Source organism: Pseudomonas spelaei (genome assembly GCF_009724245.1).
In the GTDB taxonomy this organism is placed as follows: domain Bacteria; phylum Pseudomonadota; class Gammaproteobacteria; order Pseudomonadales; family Pseudomonadaceae; genus Aquipseudomonas; species Aquipseudomonas spelaei.
In genome coordinates, this window is sequence record NZ_WNNK01000003.1 from 281007 (window position 1) to 297538 (window position 16532).

Below are 16532 nucleotides of genomic sequence, written 5' to 3' on the forward strand. Positions count from 1 at the left end.
ACCGTTGAGTTGCAACTCTGATTGGCCTGCCAGCCCGCCCAGGACTGGCGTCGATCGCTATTTGAGGGTCGGGAGCAGCGCGCTGATCAGGCTGTTGAAAGCTGTGACGCTATCGATCTTTGGCGCTGAGACATGTGCGGTGGCGTCGGCGCTGGTGGCCCTGGGAGCCATGTCCGGCGCAGAGGACATTTTGACGATGACCAGGCCGCGTTTTGGATTGATGTAGATCCGTTGGCCGAAGCGCCCGGCGGCCTCGACGGAGCCTTCGCCGTCATTCTTTTGGTACCAGTAATCTCTGTAGGAGTAGCCCGCGCGCTCCTTGGCGCCCGGATTATTTTTGATCAGGGCTTGGTTATCGTTGGGCCGCAAGGCCAGTTGCACCGCCTGGACAAACGGGTCATCGGCTGTCCCCTTGGCGGCGGCCAGGCGGACAGCCTCGGCAAAGCGAGCCGCGTCACGCAAGGTGCTGCTCATCCCGCCGCTGGCCATTTCCGTGCCCAACTGATCTACCTGAGCGTAGGCATCGTCCTCGGCAATGTGCGACCAGATACGTTCCGACACCAGGGTGGACCAGCTTTTTCCAGTGATACGACGCATCGCCCAGGCGACCGCTTCGGGGGAGCCGTTCTGATAGAACCAGATGTCGCTATCTGCAGATTCCTGAGGACGTGTCGCCACTTTCAGGAAGTCGTAAATATTGTCGGGCATGCCTTCGCGACGCGGCAGGATGCCAGCGGCGGCAAACAGCCCGAGGTCGGGTGGCAGGTTGGCTGGATAGGTGGCGCGAACCTGCATGTCGAGGTTTTGTTGCACGCTGGCTTCGCCGAATGGCGTACCGGCCAGTTCCGGGACGTAGTTTGCCAGCCGGGCTTTGGGATCGAGCTTGCCTTCGGCGATGAGGCTGGCGGCGAGCAGGCCGGTGACTGATTTGGTCATTGACGCCCAGACATGCGGCTGCCGCGCGGTGAAGGAGTCCAGATAACGTTCGTACACTACCTTGCCGTGCTGCAGAACGATGAACCCATCGGTGTAAGTCTGTTGCAGATATTCCGGCAGGCTCAGCGTGGCCTCACCGACCTTGAAGTTCAGTTCATCCAGGGCAAGTTGAGTCCCTACGGGCAGCACAAGGGGAGATGGCCCGCGGTCGATACCGGCAGAGGGCGACATTGACCGTGCATTACGCAGGGCCCAGCGCAGGTTTGGCATTTCAAAGGCGTTGAGCTTGGTGACGCGCTTGTCCATGGCCGGAGGAAACCCCTGCATGACACCCAACTGGATCGGGTCGGTGCTGGTTGTCGCGGCACAGGCATGGCCACCGATAGCCGTCAGGAGGAGGGCGGGAAGCACTCGCATGACTTTCGTTGTCAGGTTTGCTGTGCCGGGTTTCTCGCTCTTCGCTACGTGCATTTTTTATTTTCTCCTGATGGCGTGGACAGTCAACGTGCCTCCCACGCAGCCCAGACCTGTCGGGTGGGCGTTGATTCCAGTCTGAGAGCGAGATATACATAAGCGCAATGCATTACTAGTTATAGATACATAGCCAAGAGGAATGCCATGGACGTTCGAGATCTGGAGTATGTCATTGCGGTCGAGCAGTGCGGCACCATCGGAAAGGCCGCCGATATGCTTGGCCTCACGCAGCCGTCACTGACCAAAGCGGTGCGCCGGGTGGAAACGCTGCTGGGGGTCATGCTGTTCGAGCGAACCTCCACCGGCATGCGGGTAACCCAGGCGGGCGTGCAGTTCCTGGCGCGGGCCAAACGCCTGCGCCGCGACTATGACGATGCACTGGCGGAGATGCGCAGCATCAGGACCGGGGAGCAGGGCGCTGTGCGGCTTGGTTACTCACCCTCACTACCTGATGGGTTGCTGGTTGCCAGTTGCCGTCGATTGTTGCGCGAGCGCCCGGCGGCCCGCTTGCGCCTTCGCCGCCGACTGGCCAAGGAACTGCTGGATTCATTGCGCAACGGCGAGATCGATGTGGCCGTAATGCCACTGCCCGGCATCTCTGCCGAGTTCGCCACCGAAGACCTGTATGAGGATCGCCTCGCGGTGGTAGCCGATGCAAAACATCCACTGTTGTCCAGGCCGCGCCTTCGTCTGAGCGATTTGCAGGGGGAGGAATGGCTGTTGCCGGAAGGGCATATCACCGTCAGGCAATCGCTGGAAGATGCATTTGAACGACACGGGCTAGCGCCGCCGGTACTGCGCATAGAGGCCGACTTCAGCAGTGAAGCGCTTTTCCAATTGATCGCTGGCACCAATATTCTGACGATATCGCGCTGTGGCCAGATCACCCGTTCGGCCGGGTTGGAACCGCTGAAGTTGGTGGTCGACGGCCTGGAACTCAATCGCCGCATAGGACTCGTCACACGCACCGGGGGGTACCTGTCTCCAGTTTGCTGCCGGCTGATTGATCTGTTTCGGGAGGAGGCCACGCAGGGCAACATGGCGAAGTGGTTGTAGCCGTCCGTGCAGCGCTGACATGCCGTATGCCCCATCCAACTTTGTTATGGGTCACATCAAACAGTGGTATTGGCGGGCCATTTTTCTGCGCTTGTAAGATCGCCTGACCTCGTCTTACTTCGGAGAATAAAAGTGAACCTCGGAAAGATACTGAGCCGAAGTGCGTGTTATTGGCCCAATAACCAAGCCGTTATCGATACCCGGCAACGGCTGACGTATGCGCAACTGGAGGCACGGACCAATCGCCTGGCATCGGGTTTATTCAAGCTTGGCCTGAAGCAGGGCGCGCATGTGGCGATATTGGCAATGAACCGCGTCGAGTTGGTCGAAGCGGAAGTGGCCTTCTACAAGACCGCCATGGTCAAGGTGCCGATCAATGCCCGGTTGTCACCTGAAGAAATCATTAGCGTACTGAATGATTCGCGCAGTGAAGCGGTCATCACCGGGAGCAAATTCGCCAGTGCGCTGGCGGCGTATCGCCAAGCGCTGCCGTACTTGAAATGGGTGATCGTGCTGGCCGACACCGGTGGTGATATTCCCTACGCTGAAGTGCTGCAAATGGGTGAGGAGGTGCCGTTGTCCTGTGACCCGGACGACGATCAGCTCGCCGTGTTGCACTACACCTCCGGCAGTTCGGGCGTACTCAAAGCCGCGATGCTCACCGTCGGCAACCGCAAGGCGCTGATACGCAAGAGCCTGGCCAGCCCGGTGCGCAAGGCGGGCCCCGACGACGTCATGGCCCATGTCGGGCCAATTACCCACGCCAGTGGCATGCAGATCATGCCGTTGTTGGCAGTCGGTGCCTGCAACCTGTTGATCGAGCGCTACGACGACGAACTATTGCTGCAAACGATTGAGCAAGAGCGTGTGACCCGTCTGTTCCTGGTACCTGCCATGGTCAACCGTCTGGTGAACTTCACCGGTGTCGAGCGTTTCAACCTGAGCAGCCTGCGCCTGGTCATGTACGGCGCTGCGCCAATGGCTCCGGCGCTGGTTCAGCGGGCGATCGAGGTGTTCGGCCCCATCCTGGCCCAGGGTTACGGGGCCGGCGAAACCTGTTCATTGGTGACCGTGCTGACCGAGGAGGATCACCTGCCTGAGGACGGCGATGTACGGCGCCTGGCTTCCTGCGGACGCTGCTATTTCGAAACCGACCTGCGGGTCGTCAATGAGCAGTTCGAGGATGTACGACCCGGCGAGATCGGCGAGATCGTGGTCAAGGGCCCGGACATCATGAAGGGTTACTGGCAGGCACCGGAGCTGACGGCCGAAGTCATGCGCGACGGTTACTACCTGACCGGCGACTTGGCCACGGTTGATGAGTTGGGTTACGTGTTTATCGTCGACCGTAAAAAGGAAATGATCATTTCCGGTGGTTTCAACGTTTACCCCACTGAAGTCGAACAGGTGCTCTACAGCCTGCCCCAGGTATTTGAAGCCGCTGTAGTCGGTGTGCCGGACCCTCAGTGGGGCGAGGCGATCAAGGCTGTTGTTGTGCTCAAGGCGGGCGCCAGTCTCGACCAGGAGCAGATCATTGAATATTGCGGCCAGCACCTTGCGGGCTTCAAGAAACCGCGCAGTGTCGACTTCATCGACGAGTTGCCCAAGAACCCCAACGGCAAGGTAGTACGCCGCCTGGTGCGTGATGGGTATTGGAAAACCAGCGATCGCAAGATCTGAAACCGCAGAAGAGAATTAGACATGATCGAGCCAAGCGAAAAAGCCAAACGCATTATCAGCGACATGGGGACGTTCATCCGTGACGAAATCATCCCGCTCGAAAAGAAAGAGCAACTGCAATGGGGCGAAGCGTATCCCAAGGCCCTGCTGGCCGGTGTCTGGAAGCGTTCTTGCGAGCTGGGGTTCTACAACATCATGCTGCCTGAAACCCTGGGCGGTGCCGGGTTAAGCGTGGTGGATCTGTGCGCGGTTAAAGAAGCGGCGATTCTCACCGGTTCGATGCTCGCCCCGCACGTGCTGGGGGAGTTGAGCGGGCCGCCGCGTATTGGTCACCTGTTCCGGGTCGCCAGTGAAGTGCAAATTGAACGCTTCCTCCAGCCTGTGTGCCGTGCGGAAAAAGCCGTGTGCTTTGCCCTCACCGAAGCAGAAGCGGGTTCAGACGCCGCGGCGATCAAGACCAGCGCCCGGCTCGAGGGTGATCACTACGTGCTTAACGGTGCCAAGCGCTACATCTCCGGCGCCCCTTATGCGGATATTGCGGTGTTGCTGGCGGTCACCGGGGCAGGCCAGGGCGCGGCGGGCATTTCCGCGTTCTTCATTGATCTCAAGGCGTCAGGGGTGCAGATCGATTCGGACTATCAGGTCATGTCCGGCGCCGGCAGCCACGGGAATATCGAGCTGTGCGACGTCAAGGTGCCGGTGGCCAACCGTATCGGAGAGGAGGGGGCAGGGTTCAAGCTGGCGATGGGGCGCATTACCCTTAACCGGCTGCTGCATTGCCCGACGATGTTGGGAATGGCCGGATTGGCCTTGAACCTGTCGATTGACTATGCCCGAACCCGTACTCAGTTCGGCAAGCCGATCGCCATGTTCCAGGCGGTCAACCATATGATCGCCGACATGGCCACCGAGCTGCTTGCTGCCCGCAGCATGATGTACGCCACCGCAGCGTTGAACGATGCGGGCGGTGATATCAAGGTGCAAGCACCGATGTGTAAAGTGTTCGCCTCGGAAACGGCGTTTCGTATCGTCGACCGCGCAGTACAGGTCCATGGTGGCGCCGGATTGATCCGTGGTAACCCGGTGGAGTGGTTGTTCCGGGCAACCCGCATGATGCGGATTCTCACCGGCACCAGCGAGATTCAGCGCAACACGATTGCCAAGGGCATTCTGATGCCCAACTGAAGGGCAGGCCTGTAACGCCTGCCTGCGGGCAGGCGACTAAAACATAACAATAATCAGGGGTACCGCATGCTCAGTGTTGAATCAGCCTACCGCCCGAGGGCCGCCTGGACGATTGCGGCGCTGTTGGCCGTGATGATGTTGGTTAACTTTCTGGATAAGGTCGTCATCGGCCTGGTTGCTGTGCCGATGATGCAAGAGCTTGCGCTTTCTCCAGCGCAATTCGGTCTTGTCGCCGGTGCGTTGCACTGGCTGTTTTCGATTTCGGCGGTGGTCGGCGGCTTTATCGCCAACCGCAAACCCACACGCTCCTTGTTGCTTGGCATGGGTATCTGCTGGGCGCTGATTCAACTGCCCATGCTGTTTGCCACTTCATTGTGGGCGATCGTCGCCTGCCGGGTGTTGCTGGGGATTGGTGAGGGGCCGGCGTCTCCTGTGGCGACCCACGCGTTGTACAAGTGGTTCCCCGATAACAAGCGCAGCCTGCCCGTTGCCCTGTTGCATTCAGGCAGTGCCCTGGGGGTGCTGGTGGCGGGGTTACTGATCCCCTGGATCAGCCTGCACTATGGCTGGCGGATAAACTTTGCGGTGCTGGCGCTGGTTGGCCTGATCTGGTGTGTGGTCTGGTACCGGTTTGGGCGGGAAGGGCAGTTGGACACTGTCCATAAGGAGGCAGCAGTGCCCGATGCAGACCGCATACCTTATCGTCAGCTGCTGACGGACCCTACGGTGCTCGGCAACTACTTCGGCCACTTTGCGGCCAACTGGTCGCTGGCGTTGACGTTGACGTGGGTACCGGCTTATTTGGAGAAAGGATTGGGCATGGCCTCGCTGAACGCCGGGCGGATGTTCGGGATTTTCGTGCTGGTGACCACGCCCCTCAGCCTGATCATGGCCTGGTGGTCTCAGCGGCTGTTGCGCCGCGGCCTGCCTTCTCGCGTAGCGCGTGGCATGTTCGTTTCACTGTGCCTCATTCTTAGCGGATTGCTGGCGGCACTGCTGGTGTTGCCGGGGTTGTCGTTGTTTGAACGTATGGCTTGCCTGACGTTCAGCGGTGGCCTGGCGCTGGTGATGTACTCGATCGGCCCTGCGATGCTGGCAGAAGTCGTGCCCAGCGGGCAGCGCGGCAGCATGTTGGCCATTGGTAACGCCTGCGGTTCGCTGGCGGGCCTGGCGGCTCCGGTGGTCACCGGGTTCCTGGTGCAAGGTGCTACGGGCATCAACGGTGAAGGCTACGCCCATGGCTTTCTGGTGTGTGGGGCGATCCTGGTGATCGCCGGGTTGACGTGCCTGTACATGATGAACCCACAGCGCTCGCGCATTCAGTTACAGCGCCAAAGGGCTCCGAGCGCCGTGCGCGCCTGAGCCATTCAAGCGTCCTCCTGAGGGCGAGGCTGTTCGATCAACTCGCCTTTCCAGCGACCTGATTGTACGGTTTCGACCAGGATTGACCGGACCAGGTCGCGCATGCACGAGGCGGCAAACGACAGTGGCTTGTGGGTCGAGTGGGCAATCGCAATGGTGCGTTGCAGGCTCGGCTCGACAATCCTCAGCGCAGACTGCTGCGTCCCTTCCTCGACGGCCGGCCAATTACAAATGGTCGCCGCCAGGCCACAACGCACCAAGCTGCTGAGTCCTTGAGCCGTCTGTTGCTCGTAGACCACATTGAGTTCGACCCCGGTCTGCATGGCGGCCTGTTCTGCCCGGCGGCGCAAATGCGAGGCGCTTCGCGGCGCCATGACCAGCGTGCTGGCCGCGGCCTTGGCCAAGGTGATGGTGTTGCGGTCATTGGGCTCTGTCAGTTGGCCCAGCCAGTACAGCTCTTCTATGAACACCGGGTCAGCGTGTACATGCTCGAGTTCCTCGGCATTGGGCACCACGCCAAAATCCACTTTGCCCAACTCAATCGCTTCGCCACCTTCCTGGCTCAGGCCGTCACGTACCGTCAGCTCGATGCTCGGAAACTTTTTGCTGGCCCGGGTGATGATCAGCGGCAGCAGCAGCGCCGATGCGGTGACCGGGATGGCGATGGCCACGTGTCCCTTCGGGTTGCCCTTGGTGGATTCCAGCTCGTCCTTGACCGAATCGACGGTCTGAATCACCGAGCGGGCGATTTCGTAGAGACGCCGACCTGCGTCAGTCAGGTTGATGCCGTCACGCTGACGCTCCAGCAACTGCACCTCCAACTCGTCCTCCAGCAACCCAATCTGTCGGCTCAATGCCGGCTGGGCGATGTACGCCCGCCGTGCGGCCGCCGAGAAGCTACCCGCTTCGGTAATGGCAATCAGATAACGGAGTTGTTTTAGCGTCATGGACGATTCTCGGGCCATGCCAAAGCGTTATGGCATGTATTGAAAGTTGATATTTGTTTAAAAAAAGCCGGCTTCTTAGTATCACCAAACGGGGCATTGAGACTACTCATTCATGCGACAGATCGGCGTCAGCCGGTCACATCATGATCGGGAGAATGTGCTCTTCAGTGCGCATGGGATTGAGCTGCAGGTTTGCCAGGATGCGGCATCCGAAAAATTGGCCTTATGGATACAAGGGTGCGCTCGGAGTGAAATCGTCAACTTCCAGATTCAACCTGAACCGTTACGTGTTAGGTGAAGGACAAGCGCCTGACCCGCGTTTCACGTTGGCCAATGAAAGAACGTTCCTTGCCTGGATTCGCACGGCATTGGCGCTGCTTGCCGGTGGCGCTGCGGTCGAGGCGTTCGCCTCATCAGTGCTGAGCGAGAACGGCAAAGTGTTGCTGGTCAGCCTGCTGTTAAGCGTGAGTCTGTTGGTCAGTGTCGGGGCATTCTGGCGTTGGCTGGGCGTGGAGCGAGCATTGCGATGTGGCGCCGAGTTGCCGATGTCATCGCTGGTTCCGGTGCTGTCCTTGTGCTGTGCGGGTGTGACGGTGGTTGTCTTTACGCTGTGCTGGGGACGTGTTTGAGCGATGCAGGCTTGCAAGCTGAACGCACGGTGCTTGCTTGGCGCCGTACGCAGTTTTCATTGTTCATGGTGGCGGTACTGTCGGTGCGCTGCTTCTCCCACCATCCCGCACTCGCCCTGTTTATATCGTCACAGACGATTTTGCTGGCGATGGTCATGACGCGGGGTCAACGACGTCGTTACGACAGCCATCGTGCCGCGTTGCTGTCTGCCGAAACGGTAGCCAGCCCACTGAGGATAGTGCTGCTGAGTCTCTGTGTTTCATCGATAACGTTGGCAGCCCTCATGGCAGTGCTGTTGTGGTCATTGTGAGGAGTAGAAATGAAACCAGAGTGGTCCTGTCTTAAAGACGTGAAAATTATCGACGCCAGTCAGTTGCTGCCGGGGCCGCATGCGACCTCGTTACTGCTGCAACTGGGTGCCGATGTCATCAAGGTGGAACGACGGGGTAGCGGCGACCCATCCCGCGAGTTGGGCAGTGCGGTGTTTGCCCAATTCAATCGCGACAAGCGTTCGGTTGCGCTGGACCTGCGTGACAACGCAGACCGCGAAGCCTTCCTTGAACTGGTGCGTGGTTGTGATGCGGTGGTTGAGGGGTTCCGCCCTGGGGTGATGAACAGTTTCGGGTTGGGTTATGACGACCTGGTCAAGGTCAACCCTGCGATTGTCATGTGCTCCATCTCGGGCTTCGGCCAGACAGGGCCCTACGCGGATAACGCCGGTCACGACCTCAACTACCTCGCGATGGCCGGCTACTGGGCGGCGCCGGTGCAGGTCGAGAGCAAGGTGGCACGCCCAGGCGTGCGAGTGTCGGACTATGCCGCTTCCAGCTACGCGGCATTGTCGTTGGTGGTCGCGATCATGAGTGCCCGGCAAAACGGCTACGGTCAGCATTTGGACGTGTCGATTCACGACAGCATTCTTTCATGGACGGCTCCCACCGCCTGGCTGGCCAGGAGTTTTGAGAAAAAACCGGTGATGTCGCCTTTGGTGATGCCGGAAAATGACATTTTCGAGACTCAGGACGGTCGTCATCTGGCGTTGGGCATTCTCGAAAACAAGTTCTGGGTCAATCTGTGTGATTGCCTCGGCGAGGTATTTCCTCTGCTCAAGGACCCACGTTTTTCAACCCGGATGGGCCGCTTGGCGTGCAAGCTTGAGGTCAATCAACTGCTGAAACAGGTCTTTTTGAGCAAACCGCTCGCTCAGTGGGTCCAGTACTTTGCGGATGTTGATTTGCCGTTTTCGCCGCTGCTCGGCGCGAATGAGTTGTTTGCTGATGCTCACGTGCAATCACGCGGCACCCTTCGTGAATTTGCGAAGGAAGGCACCATCGCCGTGCGTTTCCCAGTCAAGTTTTCTCTGGGTTTGCCAGACTCTGAAGGCAAGGTCCCCGCGCTTGGGGAGTTCACTCCAGGCGCTACAGAATGAGAGCTTCCACGCTCGGCGTCAGCATTGCCCGCCAGGGTGTAGACGCCTCAGGTTATTCGCTCGGTGTCATTCCAGCCTGCGAAATGTTTTCAGAGAGGAAGTCGATCAATGCCCTGACTGAGGGCAACATGCCTCGACGCGTCAGGAACACCAGATGGAGCACCAATTCAGGCGCTCCCCACCCTGGCAGAACCACTTCCAGCTGACCCTGAGCCAGGGCCGAAAAGCACGCGACGTCTGGCAACATCGCGACGCCCAGGCCCTGCACTGCCGCTTGCAGCAGTGTCTCGTGGTCACCACTCATCAATACCGGTTGATGCCGGACAACAGCACGCTCCTGGTCAGGGCCGACCAACTCCCACTCCTGCACCTCGTCTTTTAAGTCAAAGCAGAGGGTTGAGGTCAGTGCCAGGTCGTCCGGATGGGACAGCGGTGGCAGGCGTTTCAAATAATCTGGGCTTGCGACCAGAATGCGCTGGCTGATCCCCAGAGGCTTGGTCACCAACTCACTGTCCATGTGCCCCGGCTGGCGCAAGCGTATCGCGATGTCGACGGATTCGGTCAGCAGATCCACAGGGCGATCAGTCGCCATCACCTGCACCCGCACGTGTGGGTAAGCCTTCATAAACTGCGGTAAATAGGGTGCGATAAAGACTTGTGTGGCAAGGATAGGGCAACTGATACGTACCAGCCCGCGCGGTGTGGCACTGGCGATGTCGATGACTTCTTGTGCAGCCAGTGCTTCGGTAATCGATGCTTTGCAATGGGACAGAAAACGCGCACCGATGTCCGTCAGCGTGACTTGCCGTGTCGTGCGCTGGAACAGACGCACACCCAGTCGTTGCTCAAGTATTGCCACCCGGGCGCTGAGTCGGGATTTGGGGATTCCCAGCGCACGCTCCGCCGCTGAGAAACCGCCATGTTCCGCCACCATGGAGAAAAGGTAGAGGTCGTTCAGATCTTGTAGTACGGCTGGGCCTGACATCTATTGTCCGATATTGGGTAACAGTTATTCCGACTCTAGCTAATTTATCAATTATTGTCTTTTTATTAGTCTCAAGCTCTCTACGATTTCACCCTCAAAGGGGATCAATCATGAAAGCAGTCGCCGTCAATGCATTCGGAACCGCTCCAGTACTGATGGATATGGCACGTCCCGTTCCAGACGCTGAGCAGGTACTTGTAAAACTTCAGGCCAGCGGGCTTAACCCATTCGATTGGAGAGTGGGTGACGGCATCCTCAAGGGAAAAATCCCCCACCTCTTTCCCTTGATACTCGGCGTCGATGGCGCTGGGGTCGTTGAGGCGGTTGGCGCCAATGTCCGGCGTTTCAAGCCGGGTGACCGGGTGGTGGGGCAGTTCCTCTTTGGGCGTGCAGGTCAGGGCAGCTACGCCGACTATGCGGTGATTGATCAAAATGCTGTCCTGAGCCGTTATCCGCAGACACTGCCCGCCGCGTTGGCCGCAGCATTGCCCACCGCAGGCATCACGGCCTTGCAGCTCAGTCAGCGACTTGATCTGAAGCCTGGCAGCACCGTGTTGATTGTCGGGGCGACGGGGGGCGTCGGTTCGTTCCTGACGCAATTGGCAACCATGAACGAGCTACGCGTCATCGCTACGGCTTCAGGGGGCGCCGCCGAACGGATGCGCGTGCTGGGTGCGGTGAAAACACTCGATTACCGCTCCACGCCCATCGACCAGTGGATGGGTACTCATTACCCGGAGGGTATCGACGGTTTGGTGGACCTTGTCAGCGATGCTGCCGGGTTTGCCCGCAACGCCTCGTTTGTAAAGAACGGGGGGGTAGCCCTGAGCACCGTGTGGTCGGCCCGGGCAGAGGAGCTTATGGCGCGTGGGATCAAGGGCGGCAATTTCGAAGCTAAGACAACCTCCGCCGATCTAGATTTATTAGTGAGGACTGCCGTGGCCGGAGAGTTGACGATTCCTGTCGAGCGACAAATCACCCTGGCGCAAGTGCCTGCTGCACTGGCAGAAAACCGGGCGGGTGGTGCGCGAGGTAAAACCGTGGTTGTTCTTTGAGTCTGGCATTTTACCGCTGCGATACGTGATAACGGATGATCGCGATTTCTTGAAGTTATTCATTCTGGCGAATAATTAAATAACCTGATATGAGGGTGGAAAAATGGCTGATATCAATAGTTCTGAAGCTGAAGTGATTCTTAAAGATTACTTGGCGGCACTTGCCTCCCATTCCGATATTGAAGCATTCATTGATGAGAATGTTGAGTACGTTTCATTGAATGCTGTGCCGGGAGAGTTGAAAGAAATCATGCCGTGGGCGGGTGCTCATTTTGGTTTTCAAGCGTTTAATACCGTTTACGATTGGATGAAGGATATCTGTAATTATGTGAGCTTCGAGGTCGATACAATGTTTGGAAGTGGTGAGCTCGCAGCGGCTTTTGGAACGTTTTCGTACAGTGCCAAAACGATTGGCAGGGTGGTTTCTACACCGTTTGCACTGTTCGTTAAGGTTCGGCAAGGGAAGATTGTGTACTTTCAGTTCTATGAAGACACTTATGCAACCGCTTCTGCATATCGGGTCTCCGGAAATTGGAATATTGAAAATGCTTCTGGGGCGAAGAGGGTGGGTGATTTAATCGCGCTTTGAAAGTTAGCCTGCCAATGTCGTCGATGTTGTTCGTCGTTATGGCGAGTGGCTGAGTACCAGCGATATTCCTGAACTGTTTGTCAATGCCACTCCTGGCTTTATGCTCGATGCTCACCGGGCAGTTTGCAGGACCTTCCCTAACCAGACAGAAGTCACAGTCAACGGGTTGCATGTCGTCCAGGAGGACAGTCCGGCTGAGATCGCCCACGCCATTGCGCACGGGTATGTTCGTATCTAGGCGCTCGGCGCCAGGGGCACGTCGATCGGGGGCTGGATATGAACCTCGCACTGACAAGTTCATTCCTCGCGCTGGGGTGTCTCGGGCATACCCAGCGCGGCGATAAGTGGGCAGCCCTCCAGAGGGCCACTGCCCACAGCACCGGTAGCCAAAGTGCCCATGGCATCACGCATGGCCATTAAGTCGGTGATCTTCTTTTCAATCAGCACAAACTTGTCTTGCATGCGTTCACGTGTTTCGGCGCAGGCGAAAGCGCTGTCCAGTTGCAGTAACCCCTCGATCTCTTCCAGAGAAAAACCTAATGCCTGCGTGCGCTTGATAAAGCGGATTCGATTCGCGACGTCCGCCGGATACCGCCTGGATGACTCCAGAGGTTTGGCAGGGGTGCTGACCAGGCCCCTGCGTTGGTAATAACGGACGGTTTCTACGTTGACGCCGGCGAGTTTCGCCAGCCCACTGATAGTCAATTCAGGTGACATAAAACAGCCCTTGATTCCGTACTTAGGTACGGTATTAGACTCGGAGACATGGAAAAATTCAAGCCGCAAACAACACCCTTTTTGCTGTTGCAGAGTGCTGCATGCGCTGTACTTGATATTTAACTGTTTTCAACAGAGGACTCACTATGACTACTGATGTAACGACTTATCACGGCCCGAACGATCCGATTAAAGTTGCAGAGTTTGTTTGCAATGCTGTCAATGGCTGGACTGAAGATCCAGGCCGGATGTTGCCTTATTTTACTGATGCGGGCGGGTGGGAGTTTCCTTTCGCACCCGAAGAATTTGGCTTGTTTTTTAAAGAGGTAAAAGGTGCCGAGAGGATGAAGCAGTATTTTTCATCACTGACGCCTTATATGGAAAAACTTGATGTGGGCCCCGCAAGTACTTGGACCGCCCAGCGCATTGCTGATGAGGCGAGTACCTACGTTTTTACTTATACGGGGATGGCAATCATCAAGGCGACTCGCAAGGTGTATAACCAGAATTATATTGCCCGTGTTGAGCTCCGAAATGGAAAAATCCACGCGTACCGTGAATATTGGAATCCTTATGTGGCGCTTTTGGATTTTGGCTTGGTGGGGGTGGTCGGCCAATAACGGTAGACGCTGGTTTTGCTTGATAAGCTAGATGACTTATAACTTAAGGAAAAATGTCATGAACGCAAAAGAGGTAGTTGCCACTATGTGGCAGGCGCTGATGACGGCTGCTGATCCTGCCGCTATCGAAACGTATGTAGATGCCAATTATCGTCAACACAGTCCTTATGTGAAGGATGGTCCGCAGGGGCTTCGAGAACTGGTCGATGGGTTACGCCCTGATTACCGTTATGAGTTGGTCCGGATCATCGGCGAGGGCGAGTTTGCGGTTATGCATGGTATCCATCACAACTGGTTGAACGGGGTGTTCTCGGGCGGCGAGGCCGTGGTGGGGTTTGATATGTTCCGGGTGGCGAATAATAGGATCGCCGAGCATTGGGATGCCTCCGTTCCTTTGATCACCGCGAGCGTGTCGGGCCGTAGTCAGTTGGAAGGGGCGACGCAAGTCGAGAGGCCTCACTTGACGGCGACGAGCGAGAGCGTTGCCGAAAACTACGTAAAGACGGTACTGATCGGTCGCGAGCTGGACCGGATCGGTGAGTTTGTTGCCCCTGACGTCTTGCAGCACAGCCTTGAGATTGGAGATGGCATTGACAGTTTAAAAGCCGCCTTGGCCAAGACGCGTTATGAGTATAAAAAGATCCATCACGTTATCGCCGAAGGCGAGTTCGTGGCCGTGCATTGCGAAGGTGAAGTCCATAAGAACACCTATACATTCTGGGACCTGTTTCGTCTTGACGAGCAGTTGCGTATTGCCGAGCAGTGGCACGTAGCAGCTGTGTTTCCGGATGTTGTTGTGCATACGAATGGCGCATTCTGAGTAATAGCCCCGCGGGTCAAGGCCCGCGACCTGAACCGAAAATCAACAGAGGCGACCTGAATGGTCGCCTTTATTTATACGTAGAAGCCGTTGCAATCTGCAAAAACCGGATAACAGTCTGCACACAACGGATATTGAAGACCTCACCAACCGATGACACTGGAGCTGTCCAATAAAAACAATGGAGGCTCCGACCATGTCCCTCGGCGTCGAGTATCTCAATTCCTTGCTCGAAGAAAACCGTGAAGCAGGCATCTATCGCTGCAAGCGCGAGATGTTTACCGATCCCCGCCTGTTCGACCTTGAGATGAAGCACATCTTCGAAGGCAACTGGCTCTACCTGGCCCACGAAAGCCAGATCCCGCAAAACAACGATTACATCACCCTGCAGATGGGGCGCCAGCCGATCTTCATCGCGCGCAACAAGGAGGGTGTGCTCAACGCCTTTCTCAATGCCTGCAGTCACCGTGGCGCGATGCTTTGCCGGCACAAGCGCGGCAACAAGGCGTCCTATACGTGCCCGTTCCACGGCTGGACCTTCAACAATTCCGGCAAGTTGCTCAAGGTCAAGGACCCGAGCAACGCCGGCTACCCCGAGCGTTTTAACTGCGAGGGCTCCCATGATCTGACTAAGGTGGCCCGGTTTGAGTCCTACCGTGGGTTCCTGTTTGGCAGCCTGAACCCGGATGTGGTGCCTTTGGTCGAGCACCTGGGCGAGTCGGCGAAGATCATCGACATGATCGTTGATCAATCCCCCGACGGCCTGGAAGTGCTGCGTGGTTCGTCCAGTTATATCTATGAAGGCAACTGGAAACTGACCGCCGAAAACGGTGCCGACGGCTACCACGTCAGTTCCGTGCACTGGAACTATGCCGCGACGCAGAACCAGCGCAAGGAACGCCAGTGCGGTGACAGCAACCCGACCATGAGTGCCGGCGGCTGGGCCAAAAGCGGCGGAGGGTTCTACTCGTTCGACAAAGGGCACATGTTGCTGTGGACCCGCTGGGCCAATCCCGAGGATCGTCCGCTTTATGAGCGACGCGATCAATTGGTCAGTGATTTTGGCCAGGCGCGCGCTGACTGGATGATCGGCCACTCGCGCAATCTGTGCCTGTACCCCAACGTCTACCTGATGGACCAGTTCAGTTCGCAGATTCGTATCGCCAGGCCCATTTCGGTCAACCAGACCGAGATCACCATTTACTGCATCGCACCGGTGGGCGAGAGCGCAGAAGCCCGGGCCCGGCGAATTCGTCAGTACGAGGATTTTTTCAACGTCAGCGGCATGGCAACGCCAGATGATCTGGAGGAGTTTCGCTCGTGTCAGGTTGGTTATCAGGGCAGTGCGACGGCCTGGAACGATATGTCACGGGGTGCAGAGCATTGGGTCGAAGGCCCGGATGACGCCGCTCTGGAGATTGACCTGCATCCGCTGCTCAGTGGTGTTCGTACCGAGGATGAGGGTCTGTTCGTCCAGCAGCATAAATACTGGCAGGACACGATGCTGCAAGCCGTGGCCACCGAGCAGGCGGGCAAGATTCCCGCGAGGGAGCTTCCATGAGCATCGCTTACGACAGCGTCCGTGACTTCCTGTTTCGCGAAGCCCGTTACCTCGACGACAAGCACTGGGACCAGTGGCTTGAGCTGTACGCCGCCGATGCCACGTTCTGGATGCCGGCCTGGGATGACGATGACGAGTTGACCGAGAACCCGCAAAGCGAGATTTCGCTGATCTGGTACGGCAGTCGTGAAGGGTTGGAAGACCGGATTTTCCGGATCAAGACCGAGCGCTCCAGTGCGAGTATTCCGGACACCCGCACCTCTCATAATCTGAGCAATATCGAGATCATCGAGCAGAGCGCAGACCAGTGCCTGGTACGGTTTAACTGGCACACCCTGAGCTTTCGCTACAAGACCGTCGACAGCTATTTCGGCACCAGCTTCTACACCCTGGACACGCGCGGGGAGCAGCCGCTGATCAAGGCCAAGAAGGTCGTGCTGAAAAACGATTATGTCCGTCAGGTCATCGATATCTATCACCTGTGAA

General features: G+C 57.5%; 17 protein-coding genes. 13 read left to right on the top strand and 4 right to left on the bottom strand.

Translation table 11 applies throughout. The features are described 5' to 3' along the window. Positions 1-57 precede the first annotated feature (57 nt). A complete protein-coding gene (locus tag GNF76_RS05420) occupies positions 58-1353 on the bottom strand; it encodes a serine hydrolase domain-containing protein (protein WP_155582147.1) in 1296 nt (431 codons plus the stop codon). A gap of 201 nt (positions 1354-1554) precedes the next feature. On the opposite strand from GNF76_RS05420, the gene GNF76_RS05425 reads away from it, so the two are divergent. The 4 genes from GNF76_RS05425 (at position 1555) to GNF76_RS05440 (ending at position 6693) form a co-directional block, all read left to right on the top strand. Continuing rightward, positions 1555-2466, top strand: a complete 912-nt coding sequence (locus tag GNF76_RS05425; RefSeq protein ID WP_155582148.1) for a LysR family transcriptional regulator — start codon at positions 1555-1557, stop codon at positions 2464-2466. 132 nt (positions 2467-2598) lie between these two features. Continuing rightward, on the top strand, positions 2599-4146 hold the full coding sequence (locus GNF76_RS05430; RefSeq protein ID WP_178123187.1) for an AMP-binding protein: 1548 nt from the start codon (positions 2599-2601) through the stop codon (positions 4144-4146). A gap of 21 nt (positions 4147-4167) precedes the next feature. Then, positions 4168-5331: an acyl-CoA dehydrogenase family protein gene (locus tag GNF76_RS05435; RefSeq protein ID WP_155582150.1), complete on the top strand. Its 1164-nt coding sequence runs from the start codon at positions 4168-4170 to the stop codon at positions 5329-5331. Positions 5332-5397: 66 nt separating this feature from the next. Continuing rightward, on the top strand, positions 5398-6693 hold the full coding sequence (locus tag GNF76_RS05440) for an MFS transporter (RefSeq protein ID WP_155582151.1): 1296 nt from the start codon (positions 5398-5400) through the stop codon (positions 6691-6693). A gap of 5 nt (positions 6694-6698) precedes the next feature. Here the strand turns inward: GNF76_RS05440 and GNF76_RS05445 are convergent, their stop codons facing one another. Beyond that, positions 6699-7640, bottom strand: coding sequence for a LysR family transcriptional regulator (locus GNF76_RS05445; protein ID WP_155582152.1), 942 nt, complete (start codon positions 7638-7640; stop codon positions 6699-6701). Positions 7641-7888: 248 nt separating this feature from the next. On the opposite strand from GNF76_RS05445, the gene GNF76_RS05450 reads away from it, so the two are divergent. The 3 genes from GNF76_RS05450 to GNF76_RS05460 are packed head-to-tail and all read left to right on the top strand — an operon-like array spanning position 7889 to position 9699. Continuing rightward, positions 7889-8269: a YidH family protein gene (locus tag GNF76_RS05450; RefSeq protein ID WP_343037805.1), complete on the top strand. Its 381-nt coding sequence runs from the start codon at positions 7889-7891 to the stop codon at positions 8267-8269. After that, positions 8266-8580: a DUF202 domain-containing protein gene (locus tag GNF76_RS05455; RefSeq protein ID WP_178123188.1), complete on the top strand. Its 315-nt coding sequence runs from the start codon at positions 8266-8268 to the stop codon at positions 8578-8580. The genes GNF76_RS05450 and GNF76_RS05455 overlap by 4 nt, the downstream gene beginning before the upstream one ends. 9 nt (positions 8581-8589) lie before the next feature. Beyond that, entirely contained in the window at positions 8590-9699 is a 1110-nt protein-coding gene (locus GNF76_RS05460; protein WP_155582155.1) for a CaiB/BaiF CoA transferase family protein, read from the top strand. 52 nt (positions 9700-9751) lie between these two features. Here GNF76_RS05460 and GNF76_RS05465 read toward each other — a convergent pair whose 3' ends face one another. Continuing rightward, the gene (locus GNF76_RS05465) at positions 9752-10684 is read right to left on the bottom strand and encodes a LysR substrate-binding domain-containing protein (protein ID WP_155582156.1); all 933 of its coding nucleotides are present in this window, start codon (positions 10682-10684) and stop codon (positions 9752-9754) included. A gap of 110 nt (positions 10685-10794) precedes the next feature. Here GNF76_RS05465 and GNF76_RS05470 point away from each other — a divergent pair, with 110 nt between their 5' ends. Together GNF76_RS05470 and GNF76_RS05475 are read left to right on the top strand one after the other, a co-directional pair. Further along, entirely contained in the window at positions 10795-11739 is a 945-nt protein-coding gene (locus GNF76_RS05470; protein WP_155582157.1) for an NADP-dependent oxidoreductase, read from the top strand. Positions 11740-11842: 103 nt separating this feature from the next. Further along, the gene (locus tag GNF76_RS05475; RefSeq protein WP_155582158.1) at positions 11843-12328 is read left to right on the top strand and encodes a nuclear transport factor 2 family protein; all 486 of its coding nucleotides are present in this window, start codon (positions 11843-11845) and stop codon (positions 12326-12328) included. Positions 12329-12625: 297 nt separating this feature from the next. On the opposite strand, the gene GNF76_RS05480 is transcribed toward GNF76_RS05475, so the two are convergent. Next, entirely contained in the window at positions 12626-13045 is a 420-nt protein-coding gene (locus tag GNF76_RS05480; protein ID WP_155582159.1) for a MerR family transcriptional regulator, read from the bottom strand. A 146-nt stretch (positions 13046-13191) separates the two neighbouring features. On the opposite strand from GNF76_RS05480, the gene GNF76_RS05485 reads away from it, so the two are divergent. From GNF76_RS05485 to benB, 4 genes are all read left to right on the top strand, one after another. Further along, a complete protein-coding gene (locus GNF76_RS05485) occupies positions 13192-13665 on the top strand; it encodes a nuclear transport factor 2 family protein (protein WP_155582160.1) in 474 nt (157 codons plus the stop codon). Between the two features lie 58 nt (positions 13666-13723). After that, positions 13724-14485: a nuclear transport factor 2 family protein gene (locus tag GNF76_RS05490; protein ID WP_178123189.1), complete on the top strand. Its 762-nt coding sequence runs from the start codon at positions 13724-13726 to the stop codon at positions 14483-14485. A 196-nt stretch (positions 14486-14681) separates the two neighbouring features. Next, complete coding sequence (gene benA, locus GNF76_RS05495) at positions 14682-16046, top strand: benzoate 1,2-dioxygenase large subunit (protein WP_155582162.1); 1365 nt, start codon at positions 14682-14684, stop codon at positions 16044-16046. Next, positions 16043-16531 carry a benzoate 1,2-dioxygenase small subunit gene (gene benB, locus GNF76_RS05500; protein WP_155582163.1) on the top strand — a complete coding sequence of 163 codons (489 nt, stop codon included), beginning with the start codon at positions 16043-16045 and terminating at the stop codon, positions 16529-16531. The genes benA and benB overlap by 4 nt, the downstream gene beginning before the upstream one ends. Position 16532 lies beyond the last annotated feature (1 nt).

What these genes read in the sequence shown, in the direction of transcription:
- GNF76_RS05420 (WP_155582147.1), bottom strand. Translation starts at nt 1,353, where the DNA reads ATGCGAGTGCTTCCCGCCCTCCTCCTGACGGCTATCGGTGGCCATGCC.
- GNF76_RS05425 (WP_155582148.1), top strand. Translation starts at nt 1,555, where the DNA reads ATGGACGTTCGAGATCTGGAGTATGTCATTGCGGTCGAGCAGTGCGGC.
- GNF76_RS05435 (WP_155582150.1), top strand. Translation starts at nt 4,168, where the DNA reads ATGATCGAGCCAAGCGAAAAAGCCAAACGCATTATCAGCGACATGGGG.
- GNF76_RS05440 (WP_155582151.1), top strand. Translation starts at nt 5,398, where the DNA reads ATGCTCAGTGTTGAATCAGCCTACCGCCCGAGGGCCGCCTGGACGATT.
- GNF76_RS05445 (WP_155582152.1), bottom strand. Translation starts at nt 7,640, where the DNA reads ATGACGCTAAAACAACTCCGTTATCTGATTGCCATTACCGAAGCGGGT.
- GNF76_RS05460 (WP_155582155.1), top strand. Translation starts at nt 8,590, where the DNA reads ATGAAACCAGAGTGGTCCTGTCTTAAAGACGTGAAAATTATCGACGCC.
- GNF76_RS05465 (WP_155582156.1), bottom strand. Translation starts at nt 10,684, where the DNA reads ATGTCAGGCCCAGCCGTACTACAAGATCTGAACGACCTCTACCTTTTC.
- GNF76_RS05470 (WP_155582157.1), top strand. Translation starts at nt 10,795, where the DNA reads ATGAAAGCAGTCGCCGTCAATGCATTCGGAACCGCTCCAGTACTGATG.
- GNF76_RS05475 (WP_155582158.1), top strand. Translation starts at nt 11,843, where the DNA reads ATGGCTGATATCAATAGTTCTGAAGCTGAAGTGATTCTTAAAGATTAC.
- GNF76_RS05480 (WP_155582159.1), bottom strand. Translation starts at nt 13,045, where the DNA reads ATGTCACCTGAATTGACTATCAGTGGGCTGGCGAAACTCGCCGGCGTC.
- GNF76_RS05485 (WP_155582160.1), top strand. Translation starts at nt 13,192, where the DNA reads ATGACTACTGATGTAACGACTTATCACGGCCCGAACGATCCGATTAAA.
- GNF76_RS05490 (WP_178123189.1), top strand. Translation starts at nt 13,724, where the DNA reads ATGAACGCAAAAGAGGTAGTTGCCACTATGTGGCAGGCGCTGATGACG.
- benA (WP_155582162.1), top strand. Translation starts at nt 14,682, where the DNA reads ATGTCCCTCGGCGTCGAGTATCTCAATTCCTTGCTCGAAGAAAACCGT.
- benB (WP_155582163.1), top strand. Translation starts at nt 16,043, where the DNA reads ATGAGCATCGCTTACGACAGCGTCCGTGACTTCCTGTTTCGCGAAGCC.